This is a genomic window from Kitasatospora sp. NPDC058048, assembly GCF_042885555.1.
In the GTDB taxonomy this organism is placed as follows: Bacteria; Actinomycetota; Actinomycetes; order Streptomycetales; family Streptomycetaceae; genus Kitasatospora; species Kitasatospora lactacystinica.
On the sequence record NZ_JBHVRT010000025.1, the window covers coordinates 122,643 to 136,789 of the forward strand.

Consider the following 14,147-nt stretch of genomic DNA (forward strand, 5'->3'; position numbering starts at 1 on the left):
CAGCGTACGCCCGATCACTGCGGGTCGCATTTTCGGGAAATCGACAGAAGTTCGTACAGGATTAATCTTTCCCGGGGAGCAAGATTTCCCTTTTCAGTGGACGGCGTCGACCTGGTCGGGAATCACGTCGCCCGCGTCGTCGCGCACCGGCCCCGCCGTGCCGTCGGGCCCGGTGTAGGCCGTGGCGGAGCAGGGGTACCGGCAGGGCAGGGCGGGCAGGGGGTCGATGAACATCGGGTTCACCAGCCACCTCCCGTCCTCGTTGCGGTAGGCGTGGCACATCAGCTCGGCCGCCTGCCGGTTGATCGCCAGACGGAGTCCTGTCGCATCGCCCACGAAGGTGACGTCGGTGGTGGAGTCCCCGGCGGCGAACGCCTGGCGCTCGGCCTCGGGGGCCCGCCGGAAGGCGGCCTGGCCCTGGATCCCGAGAATGTCCTGGTTGATGAAGCAGCGCTTGCCGTCGATGTAGGTGATCACGGAGTCCGCCGGCGCGCCTCCGCAGTCGGCCAAGTGGGCGGTCAGCTTGCCGCTTTCGGTCTTGTTGCGGATCCCGATCACCTCGTCGGCGGCGAACCCGAGGTCTTCGGCCCAGACCCGCACCACGGGTTCCGGGGAGGCGGAGACGACGCGCACGTCGAAGCCCGCCCGCCGCAAGGTGCCGACCAGATCGCGCATGTGCTCGTAGTACCGCACCCAGACGGTGCGGATCGCCTGCGCGGAGTCCGAAGGGGACGCCGCCAGGCTCTCCGCCCGGGCCTGGCGGGCGAACCCCGCGACCTCGTCGAGCGTGTGCCCGGCGAGGAGCTGTGCGCCCCACGCGTAGGCGGGGTTGATGCGCCGGTGGTCGTAGCCCGCGAAGGCCGCCGCACCACCGGTGGTGGTGTGCTCGCCGTACACCGAGAGGATCTCGGCCGCGCACCCGGCGTTCGTGTTCGTGAGGAGCGGGTTCCCGGACGCGATGGCGTCCCCGCAGGCCTCGCTCAACGCCACGACTGCCTCGGTGGTCAGATAGCGGCTGGTGGTCGACCAGTCCTGACCGGCCGGCTGGAGGATCTTGTCGTTGCGCAGCAGCCAGGACATCGTCGCGTCGCCGACGTCGTTCTTCACCAGCGTGTTGTCCCAGTCGAACAGGGCCAGCGGGTGCGCGTCCGGTCGGGTGCAGCCGCCGGACGTGTCGATGAACTCCTGGAGCTTCTGCCGGTTGTCCCCGTACCAGGTCAGACGCGTGTCCAGCGTCGGACAGTTCGCCGCCGAGGCCGACTGGGCAGAGGCGAGGGGCGGCACACCTGCCGCCAGGGCGGCGACGAGTGCGACGCGAACCGCCCGGCGGGGAACCCTCACGAGGTCGCGGCGGGTCTGCGGTCGAGGTAGATGTACGCCCCGCCAACGCCCTTGTTCAGATCGGTGTCGATCCTGCTGTAACCGGACGGCGGCTCGACCTTCGGGTCGTGCTCGCCCCAGGAGGTGATCAGCAGGTCCTCGATGGGCCCGTGACCCGCAACGGCCGTTCGGGTCACCGCCATGAAGAGCGGATGAGGTTTGGAGTCCTTGTCGACAGCACCCTTGTTGAGGTCCACAGGGATCTTTTCGTAGCCCTCGGACGGCTTCTCGTCCCCGACGAGGATGCGGATGTCCGTGATCGGGCGGTCCTGGTCGCACCGCTCGTAGACGAGGTACAGGAAGTCGCCCGACGCGCCGCTGTTGAGGTCGGTGTCGAGCTTGTGCCAGCCGGTGGGCACCTGAACCGGTTGGTGCTCGTAGGGATCGAGGATGTTCACGTCCGTGATGTAGCGGCTCATGGGGGCGGCTCCTTCGGTGTTCCGGATGACCCCGTTCGCCCGGGCAGCACCACGGATCGTGGGGCGATCGACCGGGCCGGGGAACGATTCGATCGTCCCCGAAGTGATACCGGCCTGCGCGGGTACGTGCACTGTCCAGGTGAACCCGGAAGCGCCGCACCGCCCGGAAGGTCCAGCCGCCGGGCTCAGCGGCGAGCGGCCTCAGCGGCGGGCGGGTACCCGGGCCAGCAGGCAGACGTAGGAGCGGTCCTCCCGCTGCGGGTTCGGCTGTTCCACCCGCGCCGTGACGGTGAACCCGGCCTGTTCGAGGAGTTCGACGAGCCGCCCGGCCGGGACGAGGTGCGAGGCGTACGTCACCGGGTGGCCGTATGCCCGGGCCGGGCGCAGCAGTTGGTCCTCGCCGACGTGGCCGCCGAGGAGGAGGTGGCCGCCGGGCGCGAGGAGGCGGTGGAACTCGGCGAAGAGCGCGGGCAGTTGATCTGCCGGGGTGTGGTGGACGGAGTACCAGGCGAGGATGCCGCCGAGGGTGCCGTCGGGCAGGTCGAGTGCGGCCATCGAGCCCTGCAGGAAGCGCAGTTGGGGGTGGGCGTGGCGGGCGAGCGCGATCATCCCGTCGGACACGTCCACCCCGAAGGCCGACAGCCCCAGGCCGCTGAGGTACGCCGTCACCCGCCCCGGTCCGCAGCCGAGGTCCGCGACCTCGCCGCCGCCCGATTCCCGTACCAGCTCGGCGAAGGCGGCGAGCATCGCCCGGGACACCGGGTCCATGCCCTCCGGCGGGACGACGAGGCGAAGGTAGTCGGCGGCGACGGTGTCGTAGGACTCCCGGACGGCGGCGAGGTGCGCGGGGTCGTTCGACGCGAGGTCGGTCAACGCGGGGTCGTTCGACGCGGGGTCGGTCAACGCGCGGCCTTGGCGGCCCTGGTGGCGCGCTCGGCGAAGACCTTCTCCCGGCGGTCGGCGGTCTGCTTCATCATCCGCTTGCGGTCGCGGGCGGAGAGCCGGTCGATGTAGAGCCCGCCGTTGAGGTGGTCGGTCTCGTGCTGGAGGCAGCGGGCGAAGTAGCCGGTGCCCTCGATGGTGACGGACTCGCCGTGCTGGTTGAACCCGCGCACCACGGTCCGGGCCGGGCGGGCGAGCCCGGTGTTGGCGCCGGGGACGGAGAGGCAGCCCTCGGTCTCCTCGATGAGCGCGCGCCCGGGCTCCTGCTCCTCGATCACGGGGTTGAGGATGTGGCCGGTGTGCCGGACGCCGTCGTCGTCGGGGCAGTCGTAGACGAACAGGCGCAGGTCGACGTCCACTTGGTTGGCGGCGAGGCCGCAGCCGTCGGCGACGTGCATGGTGGCGAACATGTCGTCGATCAGCCGGGCGAGGCGCTCGCTGCCGAAGTCCTCCTCGGTGGCCGGGCGGCAGGTGCGGCGCAGGATCTCCTCCCCCACCTCGGTGATCCGCAGGACGGTCGGGCGTTCGCGCAGCTCGGACACAGGCACTCCCTCGATGGACTTGCTGTCAGCTTTGCAAAGTAGCAGACTTTGCAAAGTGACCGAAGACCTCGTCAGAACCGGCTCCCTCCCCGAGCACGCCGTCCGCACCGCGCTGCTGGAACTGCTCGCCGAGCACGGCACCGTCACCTCCACCGAGGCCGCCGGCCGGCTCGGCCTCAGCTCGGGCCTCTGCTCGTTCCACCTGCGGCAGCTGGCCCGGTACGGGCTGATCGAGGAGGCCCCGGCCACCGACGGGCGGGCCCGGCCGTGGCGGCTGCCGACGGCCCGACGGGCGGAGACCGACGGCGGGTTCGGCGAACTGGCGCGCGGCCTGGAGGACGAGAGCCACCGGCACTGGCTCGCCCGGCGCGCCGAGGCCCCGGCCGAGTGGCAGCAGGACGAGGCGTTCAGCGCTGTCGTCCATCTGACCCCCGCCGAACTGGCCGCCGTCGCCGAGGAGTTCCGCCGGGTGCTGGCCCGCTACCGGAGCCGCGAAACCGACCCGGCCACCCGGCCCGCCGGGGCCCGCCCGGTCGCCGCCGTCGCCCGGCTCTTCCCGCTCCTCGACCAGTAGCTCAGACAGCGCGCGACCGCGCCCGCAGCGCCCGCACCAGCGGCCCCGCCACCAGCCCCAGCGCCGCCCCCAGGACGACCCCCTGCACCCCGTCCCAGACGTCCTGCACATCGCAGGCCCGCCCGATCGCCGGCACCGCGTAGTGCACCGCCGACACCGCGAACGGCAGCACCGCCGCACCCACCAGCGCCACCACCGCCCGCCGCCGCGTCCCGGCCAGCGCGGCCGCGAAGCCGACCGGGGCGTAGGTCGCCAGCTTCAGCTCGATGTGCCGCACGTGCAGCAGCTCGTACGGCGAGCGCGGCCTGCCGCCCTCCACGGCGCAGTGCCGGACGGCGCCCTCGGTGAGCCGGAAGGCGTCCGGCAGCAGCGTCGCCACGACCACCCCGCCGAGGCCGAGCAGCAGCACGAAGCCCACCACCCAGTGGGCTCGCAGCAACCGCCCCACCGGCCGGTTCCACAGGGCCGCGGGCACCAGCGAGAGCAGCAGCCCGGGCCAGAACATCGGCATCCCGCCGAGCACCGTACTGATCACGCCTCAGACGGACGCCCCGCACACCCGCCCGGTTCTCGCTCCGACGGGGAAAAACCGACCTCGGCACCCGCCGGCCCGGAGGCCGGGTCAGTGCGGGATCGAGGAGATCAGCTCCTGCGCCCCCTGCCGCTTGAGCGCCAGCGCCACCGAGGTCCCGAGGTCCTCCGGGCTGAGCGCGCCCGCCCACTCGTGGGCGTCCAGCACCCGCTTGCCGTCCGGGGTGAAGACGCGGCCGCGCAGCGAGAGGCGGCCGTCCCGCTCGGCCCGGGCGTAGCCGGCGATCGGGCTGTTGCAGTGGCCCTGGAGCGCGTGCAGGAACATCCGCTCGGCCGCCGCCTCGCGCCAGGTGTCGTGGTGGCCGAGGCCGGTGACCGCCTCGATGGTCGCGGTGTCGCCCTCGCGGCACTGCAGGACGAGGATGCCGGCGCCGATCGGCGGGCACATCGCCTCGATGCCGAGCACCTCGGTGATCCGCTCCGGCCGGCCGATCCGCTCCAGGCCGGAGACGGCGAGCAGCAGTGCGTCCACGTCCCCGGCGTCCAGCTTGGCGAGCCGGCTGTTGGCGTTGCCGCGGATCGGGACGCACTCCAGGTGGGGGTGGGAGGCGGCGAGCTGGGCGACCCGGCGGACGGAGGAGGTGCCGATCCGGGTGCCCGGCGGGAGCGCGGCCAGCGGCAGGCCGCCGGGGTGGACGAGGGCGTCGCGGATGTCGTCGCGGCGCAGGTAGGCGGCGAAGACGGTGCCGGCCGGCAGCGGCCGGTCGGCGGGTACGTCCTTGAGGCAGTGCACGGCGACGTCGGCCTCTCCGGCGAGCAGCGCGGCGTCGACCTCCTTGGTGAAGGCGCCCTTGCCGCCGAGCTGGGCGAGATCACCCGTCCAGCGGTCGCCCGAGGTGGTGACGGGCACCACCTCGGTGCGCAGGCCCGGCTGCAGGGCGGCGAGTTCGGTGCGGACCCGCTCGACCTGGGCGAGCGCCATGGGCGAGGAGCGGGAGACGATGCGGATCAGCTCAGCGGTGGCCATGGCGCGATGATAGGCGTCCTCACAGCCGTGATTGAGCATGCGTCAGCCGGTAGGGCGCACGCGGCGCGGGATTCCGCAAGCCCGGACAACACGGGCGGCCGGTCGGGAGTCCCGACCGGCCGTCGTCACCGCTGCGCGGGCTCACTCGTTGTGCAGCACCTCGGCGATCGGCAGCCGGGCCGCCGAGCGCGCCGGGACGAGCGCGCCGAGGACGGCGATCGCGACGCCGGCGAGGGCGAGGCCGACGAGCAGCGGGGCGCCCCAGACGTCCATCGTCGCCTCCGGGAAGTTGATGATCCGGACGTTCTCGGCGATCAGCCGGTGCACCACCACCCCGACCGGGATGCCGATGATGCCGCTGACCACGCCCTGCCAGGCCACCGAGGTGACCGTCATCGCGACGACCTGCCGGGGCGTCATCCCGATGGACTTCAGCATGCCGAGGTCGCGGCGGCGCTCGCGGATGGTGAGCAGCAGGGTGTTGAAGACGCCGAGCGCGGCGACCACCGACAGCAGGACGCTGAAGGTCGTGCTGAAGGTCTTGATCGCGACGACGGGCCCTGCCGGACCCGTCGTGACGACCGAGGGCGAGAGGCTCGGGTCGGCGGCCGTGACGGCCTTCCGGTAGGCCTCGGCGTCGGCGCCGTCGGCGAGCCGCACGTCGTACTCGACCACGTGCGGGTCGGGGGTGAGCAGGGCCCTGGTGGCGTCGTTGGAGGAGATCGAGTTGGCGTTGCCCTGGATCTCCTCGCCGACGAGGGTGACGGTGGTCTGCCGGCCGTCCAGGACCAGGGTGAGCCGGTCACCGAGCCTGATCCCGTGCTGGTCGAGGAAGGCCGGCCCGGCCTCGACCTCGTTCAGCCCGGTCGCCGGGCGGCCCTCGACCACGTCGAGCCGCCGGTGGTCGACCATGGCGTCGCCGCCGTAGAAGTTGGCGAAGACGGGCTGGGGCTGTCCGACGACGCCGATCCGGACCAGTCCGCGGACGGAGACCCGCTCGGCGCCGGGGGCGGCGTGCAGCATCGCCTCGGTCTGCTCCGGGGTCAGCCGGGGCTCGGTCCCGTTGCCCGCGAAGTGGCTGGTCTGCACATTGACATGGGTCCTGCCGTCGGCCGAGTCCATGACCTTGGTCAGGGTGCTGCTCAGACCGGTGGTCACGGTCACGGTGACCACCCCGAGCGCGATCGCCGCGATGGTCAGCGCGGTCCGGGCCGGGCGGGCGAAGGGCTGGCCGAGACCGAGGCTGACGGCGCGCGGCAGCCGGGTGCCGCTCAGCCGGCGCTGGACCTTCAGCCCGCGTCCGGTGCGCGGCGCGCTGCCGGCCGAGATGGCCTGGGCGGCGGAGAGCCGGTGGGCGCGCGAGGCGGGGACGAGCGCGGCGAGGACGACCAGCAGCGGGACGCTGATCAGGGTGGCGGCGGGCAGCCAGCGGGCCGGCTCGATCACGGCGGAGCCGGTCGAGATCCCGGAGAACGCGGTCCGGAGGATCGGGTACGCCGCCGCCCAGCCGGCCGCCGTCCCGAGGACGGTGCCGACGACGGCGGGCACCGAGACCATGGTCAGGTAGACCGTGACCACCTGGCGCGGGGTGAAGCCGATCGACTTCAGCACGCCGATGTGCCGGTAGCCGGAGACCACCGCGCCGCTCACCACGTTGCCGACGATCAGCGCGGCGACGATCAGACCGAGCACGCCGAACACCGTCATCAGCGGCAGGTAGGCGTCGGCGCCCGCCGAGAAGGCCTGCTTGAGCACCAGGTACGACTGCGCGCTGGTGAGGGCGTCCTTGGGCACGCCCTCGGTGGCGGTGCCGAGCGAGGCGGTCAGCTGCCGCTCGGTGGCCGCGTCGGTGAAGCGGTAGAGCATCTGCCGGGCGGTGGGGTGCAGGGCGGCCGCCTGCGCGGGGGTGACCCAGCCGCCGGAGGACTGGCTCATGCCGGTCGCGAAGCCGACGACCGTGAGCTTCAGTCCCGTGCTGGTGACGAGCTGATAGCCGAGGTTCCTCGTCCCGGCGCCCCCGGCCGGGTTGTTGACGACCACCTCGCCGGGCGCGGTGGCCCAGCGGCCGGCCAGCAGGTCCACCCGGTCCACCGGCGCGTCCGCCGGGTCGGCCCGGCCGACCAGGGTCAGCGGTCCGGGCGGGCGGCCGACCCAGTCCGTGGGGATCTCCACCACGGCCTGGTCGAACGGTCCGGCGGCCGCCTCGACGCCCGGCCGGTGGGCGGTGGCGGCCAGTTGCTCCGCGGAGGCCTTGGCCGGATCGAAGGCGGCGGTGACGTGCGCACCGCGCTCGGCCTCGAAGGCCGCGTCGAACGGCGCCCGGGCGGCGCTGATCACCGCGAGGGCGAGCAGCACCGTCGCGGTGGAGCAGAAGACGACCAGGCCGATCACGACGGTCTGCACCCGGCGGCGCTTCACGGCCGCCCGGGAGGCCCGCCACACCGCGCCGGTCATGACTGCGGCTCCAGCATCCGCTCGTTCGCCACGCGGCCGTCCGCCATCTCGACCAGCCGGCTGGCGCAGCGGGTGGCCAGGCCGGGGTCGTGGGTGACGATCAGCAGGGTCTGCCCGATCTGGTTGAGGTCGATCAGGAGGTCCATCACCTGCTCGCCCGAGCGGCTGTCCAGGGCGCCGGTGGGCTCGTCGGCGAGCAGCAGGGCCGGGCGGTTCATCAGGGCGCGGGCCACCGCGACCCGCTGGCGCTCGCCGCCGCTGAGCGTCGCCGGGTAGACGTCCTTGCGGTGGGCGACGCCGAGTTCGTCCAGCAGCTCCAGTGCCCGGCGGCGGGCCTGGCGGGCGTTGGTGCCGGTCAGCTGGGCGGCCAGGGCGACGTTGTCGAGGGCGGGGAGGTCGTCGATCAGGTTGAAGAACTGGAAGATCATGCCGATGTGGCGGCGGCGGAGGAGGGCCAGTCCGTTCTCGTTCAGCCCTCCGAGGTCCTGGCCCTGCACCCGGACGGTGCCGGCGGTGGGCCGGTCGAGTCCGGCCACCATGTTCAGCAGGGTGGACTTGCCGCACCCCGAGGGGCCCATCACGGCGACCGCCTCGCCCGCGCGGATCCGCAGGTCGACGCCGTCGAGCGCCTTGGCGTCGCCGAACTCCTTGTGGACCCCGGACAGCTCGACGACGACCTGCGCGTCGCCCGGCCGGGAGGTCCCGTCGTGGTCGTTGCTCATGGTGGACGACCGTAGGCGCGGGGCCGTCGCCGGCACGTCCCACCCCGGGTGTAACCGCGGGCGGCCGTAGTACCCGGGATGTACGGGGGCGGCACCCCCGGATGATGTGGATCATGCCGTGACCTGGGAGGCTGGTGCCGTGTGGGGATCGGGGTGGGAGTGGGCGGCCGTCGCGACGGCCGGTACGGCGGCCGCGGCTGCCTGCTGGCTGGCCGTGGCGCTGGCCCGGGCGCGGCGGCTGCACCGGGCGGCCGTCGGCGAGCGCGGCTGGCTGCTGGAACGGGAGCGGGAGAGTGCCGCCCGGACCGCCGTGGACGCCGAACGGGCGCGGATCGCCGCCGAGTTGCACGACATCGTGAGCCACAACGTGAGCCTGATGGTGGTGCAGGCCGGGGCCGCCCGCGAGGTGCTGACCACCATGCCGGAGGAGGCCGCGGCGGCGATGGCCGCGGTCGAGGCGGCCGGGCGGGACGCGATGACCGAACTGCGGCACCTGCTCGGCCTGCTCGCCCCCGCCGCGGACGGCGGCGAGGAGCCGGCCGCGGACGGCTTCGCGCCGCAGCCCAGCCTGAGCCGGCTGAGCCCGCTGATCGACCGGTTCGCCTTCGCCGGGCTGCCGGTCGAGGTGCGGATCTCCGGCGAGCCGCGGCCGCTGCCCGGCGGCATCGACGTGACGGCGTACCGGATCGTCCAGGAGGCACTGACCAATGCGCTCAAGCACGGGGACGGGGTGACGGCGGAGGTGACGGTGCGCTACGCGGACCACTACCTGCGGGTGGAGGTGCTCAACAGCGGTCCGAGCGTGCTCTCCGGGGCACCCGCCGCGCCGGCCGGGCCGGGGCCGGACGGCGCCGGGCGCGGACTGCTCGGCCTGCGCGAGCGGGTCGCGGTGTACGGCGGCGACCTGGACGCCCGGCGCCGGATCGGCGGCGGCTTCCGGGTCCGCGCCCGGATCCCGCTGGACCGGCCGTGACGGGGGGCCGCACGGACCCGGAGCAGCCGCCGGAGCGCCGTCCGCGGGTGGTGATCGCCGACGACCAGGAGCTGGTCCGCACCGGCTTCCGGATGATCCTCACCGCGCGCGGCATCGACGTGGTCGCCGAGGCCTCCGACGGCGCCGAGGCGGTGGCCGCCGCTGTGCTGCACCGCCCGGACGTCGCGCTGCTGGACATCCGGATGCCCGGCACGGACGGTCTGGAGGCCGCCCGGCAGATCCTGGCCCGGGTGCCCGGCTGCCGGGTGATCATGCTGACCACCTTCGACCTGGACCACTACGTCTACGCCGCGCTGTCCGCCGGGGCCAGCGGCTTCCTGCTCAAGGACGTCACCTCGGCCCACCTCGCCGCCGCCGTACGGCTGGTGGACACCGGGGACGCGCTGCTCGCCCCCTCGATCACCCGGCGCCTGGTCGAGCGCTTCGCGGCCGGCGCGCCGCGGCCGGCCCCGGGTTCCGAGGGCCCGGCGCTGCACCGCGACCTCGCCCCGCTGACCCCGCGCGAGGCGGAGGTGCTCACGCTGCTCGGGCGCGGGCTGTCCAACACGGAGCTGGCGCGCGAACTGACGCTCAGCGAGTCGACGGTGAAGACCCATGTGGCCCGGATCTTCGCCAAGCTGAACCTGCGCGACCGGGCGCAGGCGGTGGTGCTCGCCTACGAGACCGGGCTGGTCGCGCCGGGTGGCGGCTGACCGTCAACTCGCGGCCCATCCGCGCCGATTCGCATGACTATCATCCGAATCTCACTCATTGGAGTTAACTCTTCACCGAATTCCCCTTTTTGCCAATTCATGGGGCACCATCTGCATGTCCACGCCCGAGCCGGACCGACGCACCTCGGGCGCCACCCCCCGGCATGACGACAACACTTGGACCGGCCCGTGACCACCAACCCCCCCGTGTGGGACTGCCCCTTCCACCACACCGACGGCCTGGAGTTCGACCCCCTCCTGAAGCGACTGCTCACCGAGGACCCGGTCGCCAGGATCCGGCTGCCGCACGGCGAGGGCGAGGCCTGGCTGGCCACCCGCTACGAGGACGTCAGGGTCGTCACCACCGACCGCCGGTTCAGCCGCGCCGCGGGCATCGGCCGCGACCTGCCCCGGATGACGCCCGCCCCGATCGCCCAGGCCGAGGCGATCAACCTGATGGACCCGCCCGCCCACAACCGGCTGCGCCGGCTGGTCGCCCAGGGCTTCACCAACCGCCAGGTCGAGCGGATGCGCCCGGCCACCCAGCGGACCGTCGACGGCTACTTCGACGAGATGACCGAGCACGGCGCCCCCGCCGACCTGATGCGCTTCCTCGCCGACCGCCTCCCGCTCGCCACCATCTGCGAGCTGCTGGACATCCCCGCGGCCGACCGCGCCGAACTGCGCGGCCACGCCGTGGCGATGATGCGGATGGGCCCGGGCAGCCGGGACGGCCAGGAGGCCGCCAAGACCGCCCTGCGCGGCTACTTCGCCGAGCTGACCGCCGAACGCCGGGCCCACCCCGGCGAGGACCTGATCAGCGCCCTCGCCACCGCCCGCGACGGCGACGAACTGCTGGACCCGGACGAGCTGACCGTCATGGCGATGGTCCTGCTGGTCACCGGCCACGACACCAGCACCTACCAGCTCGGCAACCTCACCTACACCCTGCTCACCCACCCCGAGCAGCTCGCCGAGCTGCGCGCCCGGCCGGAGACGCTGCCGCGCGCCCTGGAGGAGCTGCTGCGCTTCGTCCCCTTCCGCCAGGGCGTCGGCATCGCCCGGGTCGCCACCGAGGACGTCGAGCTGGGCGGCGTGCCGATCCGGGCCGGCGAGGCCGTGCACGTCTCCTACCTCACCGCCAACCGGGACCCGGCGGCCTACGAGCGCCCCGACGAACTGGACCTCGACCGCGACGCCGGGCCCGTCAACATGACCTTCGGGCACGGCCAGCACCGCTGCCCCGGCTCGCACCTGGCCCTGATGGAACTGCAGGTCGCCATCGGCACCCTGCTGCGGCGCTTCCCCGGTCTGCGGCTGGCCGTCGACCCCGCCGAACTCGACTGGAACTCCGGCTCGATCTGGCGCTTCCCGCGCACCCTGCCGGTGGCCTGGTAGCCGACTCCCCCCACCTGCCGCCGCCCCACCTGCCGCCGCCCGCCCGCCGCCGCCCGTCACCCGCGGCCGCGCGGCGCCCGTACCGCTCCACGCATCCACCGGCCTGCCACCAGGCCCCCAGGGGAGACCCACCCATGGCAACTCTCTGCCGCCCGGCGATCGGCGTGCCCGAGCACGTCATCACGCTCGACGAGACCCTCGACCTGGCCCGCACCCTGCACGCCGGCCACCCCCAGCTCGGCCTGGCACTGCGGCTGATCGAGAACACCGGGGTGCGCACCCGGCACCTGGTCCAGCCGATCGAGCGGACCCTCACCCACCCGGGCTTCACCGTCCGCAACGAGGTGTACGAGCGGGAGGCCAAGCGACGCGTCCCCGAAGTGGTCGAACGCGCCCTCGCCCACGCCGAGTTGACCGCCCGGGACATCGACCTGATCGTCTACGTGTCCTGCACCGGCTTCATGATGCCGTCGATGACCGCCTGGCTGATCAACACCATGGGCTTCCGCGCCGACACCCGCCAGGTGCCGATCGCCCAGCTCGGCTGCGCGGCCGGCGGCGCCGCCGTCAACCGGGCGCACGACTTCTGCCGCGCCTACCCGGGCGCCAACGTGCTGATCGTCGCCTGCGAGTTCTGCTCGCTCTGCTACCAGCCGACCGACCTCGGCGTCGGCTCGCTGCTCTCCAACGGCCTGTTCGGGGACGCCGTCGCCGCCGTGGTGATGCGCGACAACGGCGGGTACGGCGTACAGGTCGAACGCAACGGCTCGCACCTCGTCCCACACACCGAGGACTGGATCTCCTACGGGGTCAAGGACACCGGCTTCCACTTCCAGCTGGACAAGCGGGTGCCCGGCACCATGGAGATGCTCGCGCCGGCGCTGCGCGCCCTGGCCGGGGAGCACGGCTGGGACGTCTCCGGACTCGGCTTCTACATCGTGCACGCGGGCGGCCCGCGCATCCTCGACGACCTGTGCCGCTACCTCAACCTGGAGCCGGCCACCTTCCGCTACAGCCGGGCGACGCTCACCGAGCGCGGCAACATCGCCAGTGCCGTGGTCTTCGACGCCCTGGCCCGGCTGTTCGCCGACGGCGGCGTTCCCGAGGGCACCACCGGACTGATCGCGGGCTTCGGACCGGGCATCACCGCCGAGATCTCACTGGGCAGTTGGGTCGGCGCACCGGCCGAGGCGCCGCGCCCGCGCCGCCCGCGAGCCATCTCCACCTCCGACATTGCCCTCGTCCATCCGACCGCCCCCCGCCGTTTCCCGGCCGGCACTACCATCGCCGAATGACTGACACCACGGACCGCGCCGACACCTCCGCCAGAGCCGCCGAACTCGCCGCGAGGTTCCCGGCGTTGCACGCACCGCAGTACTGGAGCTGGGGGCGGTTCGACGCGCAGTTCTCCACCGAGCTGCCGCCGGACGCGCTGGTCACCAACATCCACCTGGTCGGCTTCGCGGACGGTCGGGTGGTGCTCTGCCGGGACGACCGGGACCACTGGTTCCTGCCCGGCGGCACCCGGGAGCGGGACGAGAGCATCGCCTCCTGCCTCGCCCGCGAGCTGGGCGAGGAGGCGGGCGCCCGGCTGCTCGGCGAGCCGCACTGGCTGGGCGCGCACCGCTGCCGCACCGAGGACCCGACGCCCTACCGGCCGTGGCAGCCGCACCCGGAGAAGGCCTGGCTGTGGGGCTGGGGCGAGGTGGCGCTGGATTCCGCGCCGACCAATCCGACGGACGGCGAGCAGGTGGTCGAGGTCCGCGCGGTGCCGCCCGCGGAGGCCCAGCGGCTGCTGCTGACCGGGCACGACGCCTGGTGGGGCGAGCTGGTCGCGCTGGCGGTGGACCTGCGCCGGCAGGCCGGCCTGGGCTGAGAGCCCGGCCCCGACGGCCGTTTCCCGCGGCTGCGGAAGGTCACTTGAACGGCGGAACATCACGTGAAGATGTCTGTTTTGTGATGGTATTACTCAGCCATGGACACCACTTCACTGGCCGTGGACTACCCGGTGCTCAACATCTTCTGGACGATGCTGGAGTTCTTCCTCTGGGTCCTCTGGTTCTTCCTGCTCTTCAAGATCATCACGGACATCTTCCGCAGCCACGACCTCAGCGGCTGGGGCAAGGCCGGCTGGCTGGTCCTGGTGATCATCCTGCCCCTGATCGGCGTCCTGGTGTACCTGATCGCCCGCGGGCAATCGATGACCAAGCGCGACATCCAACAGGCCCAGGAGAACCAGGCCGCCTTCAAGGCCTACGTCCGGGACGCGGCAACGTCCGGGCCCGAGGCCGCCGGCGGCCGCAGTCACGCCGACGAACTGGCGAAACTGGCGGACCTGAAGGAGAAGGGCGCCATCTCCGAGGAGGAGTACCAGAAGGCCAAGGAGAAGGTCCTGGCCTGAACGTCCGGACGGTCACGACAATCCGGGCGGTCACACGGCCGGGGCCGGTCGACGCGGTGGTACGCGTCGAC

Annotated in this window: 15 protein-coding genes; 7 read left to right on the forward strand and 8 right to left on the reverse strand. The window is 73.0% G+C overall.

The annotated features are described in order from the left end of the window. Positions 1–93: 93 nt before the first annotated feature. The 4 genes from ACFVVA_RS25410 to def form a co-directional block, all read right to left on the reverse strand. Entirely contained in the window at positions 94–1,341 is a 1,248-nt protein-coding gene (locus ACFVVA_RS25410) for a haloacid dehalogenase-like hydrolase (protein ID WP_387692937.1), read from the reverse strand. Further along, positions 1,338–1,799, reverse strand: coding sequence for a hypothetical protein (locus tag ACFVVA_RS25415; RefSeq protein WP_387692939.1), 462 nt, complete (start codon positions 1,797–1,799; stop codon positions 1,338–1,340). Before ACFVVA_RS25415 ends, ACFVVA_RS25410 begins: the two co-directional genes overlap by 4 nt. Positions 1,800–2,000: 201 nt before the next feature. Continuing rightward, positions 2,001–2,702 (reverse strand): class I SAM-dependent methyltransferase, encoded by a 702-nt coding sequence (locus ACFVVA_RS25420; protein WP_387692940.1) that lies wholly within the window; start codon positions 2,700–2,702, stop codon positions 2,001–2,003. Next, on the reverse strand, positions 2,699–3,289 hold the full coding sequence (gene def, locus ACFVVA_RS25425) for a peptide deformylase (protein ID WP_387692942.1): 591 nt from the start codon (positions 3,287–3,289) through the stop codon (positions 2,699–2,701). The genes ACFVVA_RS25420 and def overlap by 4 nt, the downstream gene beginning before the upstream one ends. Positions 3,290–3,338: 49 nt before the next feature. Here def and ACFVVA_RS25430 point away from each other — a divergent pair, with 49 nt between their 5' ends. After that, positions 3,339–3,857 carry a winged helix-turn-helix transcriptional regulator gene (locus tag ACFVVA_RS25430; RefSeq protein ID WP_387692944.1) on the forward strand — a complete coding sequence of 173 codons (519 nt, stop codon included), beginning with the start codon at positions 3,339–3,341 and terminating at the stop codon, positions 3,855–3,857. Between the two features lies 1 nt (position 3,858). Here the strand turns inward: ACFVVA_RS25430 and ACFVVA_RS25435 are convergent, their stop codons facing one another. From ACFVVA_RS25435 to ACFVVA_RS25450, 4 genes are all read right to left on the reverse strand, one after another. Beyond that, complete coding sequence (locus ACFVVA_RS25435; protein ID WP_387692946.1) at positions 3,859–4,392, reverse strand: hypothetical protein; 534 nt, start codon at positions 4,390–4,392, stop codon at positions 3,859–3,861. 87 nt (positions 4,393–4,479) lie between these two features. Beyond that, on the reverse strand, positions 4,480–5,415 hold the full coding sequence (gene hemC / locus ACFVVA_RS25440; RefSeq protein ID WP_387692948.1) for a hydroxymethylbilane synthase: 936 nt from the start codon (positions 5,413–5,415) through the stop codon (positions 4,480–4,482). 141 nt (positions 5,416–5,556) lie between these two features. Further along, positions 5,557–7,869: an FtsX-like permease family protein gene (locus ACFVVA_RS25445; RefSeq protein ID WP_387692949.1), complete on the reverse strand. Its 2,313-nt coding sequence runs from the start codon at positions 7,867–7,869 to the stop codon at positions 5,557–5,559. Continuing rightward, positions 7,866–8,591 carry an ABC transporter ATP-binding protein gene (locus ACFVVA_RS25450; RefSeq protein ID WP_359915332.1) on the reverse strand — a complete coding sequence of 242 codons (726 nt, stop codon included), beginning with the start codon at positions 8,589–8,591 and terminating at the stop codon, positions 7,866–7,868. Before ACFVVA_RS25450 ends, ACFVVA_RS25445 begins: the two co-directional genes overlap by 4 nt. Before the next feature lie 118 nt (positions 8,592–8,709). Here ACFVVA_RS25450 and ACFVVA_RS25455 point away from each other — a divergent pair, with 118 nt between their 5' ends. From ACFVVA_RS25455 to ACFVVA_RS25480, 6 genes are all read left to right on the forward strand, one after another. Then, positions 8,710–9,564, forward strand: coding sequence for a sensor histidine kinase (locus ACFVVA_RS25455; protein ID WP_387692951.1), 855 nt, complete (start codon positions 8,710–8,712; stop codon positions 9,562–9,564). Beyond that, a complete protein-coding gene (locus ACFVVA_RS25460; RefSeq protein WP_387692953.1) occupies positions 9,561–10,277 on the forward strand; it encodes a response regulator in 717 nt (238 codons plus the stop codon). Before ACFVVA_RS25455 ends, ACFVVA_RS25460 begins: the two co-directional genes overlap by 4 nt. 189 nt (positions 10,278–10,466) lie before the next feature. Further along, entirely contained in the window at positions 10,467–11,675 is a 1,209-nt protein-coding gene (locus ACFVVA_RS25465) for a cytochrome P450 (protein WP_387692955.1), read from the forward strand. 134 nt (positions 11,676–11,809) lie between these two features. Then, positions 11,810–12,970, forward strand: a complete 1,161-nt coding sequence (locus ACFVVA_RS25470; RefSeq protein ID WP_387692957.1) for a type III polyketide synthase — start codon at positions 11,810–11,812, stop codon at positions 12,968–12,970. Beyond that, on the forward strand, positions 12,967–13,551 hold the full coding sequence (locus ACFVVA_RS25475) for an NUDIX hydrolase (RefSeq protein ID WP_387692959.1): 585 nt from the start codon (positions 12,967–12,969) through the stop codon (positions 13,549–13,551). Before ACFVVA_RS25470 ends, ACFVVA_RS25475 begins: the two co-directional genes overlap by 4 nt. 99 nt (positions 13,552–13,650) lie before the next feature. Beyond that, on the forward strand, positions 13,651–14,076 hold the full coding sequence (locus tag ACFVVA_RS25480; RefSeq protein ID WP_387692961.1) for an SHOCT domain-containing protein: 426 nt from the start codon (positions 13,651–13,653) through the stop codon (positions 14,074–14,076). Positions 14,077–14,147: the final 71 nt, after the last annotated feature.

Excerpts from the sequence above, each read along its gene's own strand:
- ACFVVA_RS25415 (WP_387692939.1), bottom strand. The coding sequence starts at position 1,799 with ATGAGCCGCTACATCACGGACGTGAACATCCTCGATCCCTACGAGCAC.
- hemC (WP_387692948.1), bottom strand. The coding sequence starts at position 5,415 with ATGGCCACCGCTGAGCTGATCCGCATCGTCTCCCGCTCCTCGCCCATG.
- ACFVVA_RS25445 (WP_387692949.1), bottom strand. The coding sequence starts at position 7,869 with ATGACCGGCGCGGTGTGGCGGGCCTCCCGGGCGGCCGTGAAGCGCCGC.
- ACFVVA_RS25450 (WP_359915332.1), bottom strand. The coding sequence starts at position 8,591 with ATGAGCAACGACCACGACGGGACCTCCCGGCCGGGCGACGCGCAGGTC.
- ACFVVA_RS25470 (WP_387692957.1), top strand. The coding sequence starts at position 11,810 with ATGGCAACTCTCTGCCGCCCGGCGATCGGCGTGCCCGAGCACGTCATC.
- ACFVVA_RS25475 (WP_387692959.1), top strand. The coding sequence starts at position 12,967 with ATGACTGACACCACGGACCGCGCCGACACCTCCGCCAGAGCCGCCGAA.
- ACFVVA_RS25480 (WP_387692961.1), top strand. The coding sequence starts at position 13,651 with ATGGACACCACTTCACTGGCCGTGGACTACCCGGTGCTCAACATCTTC.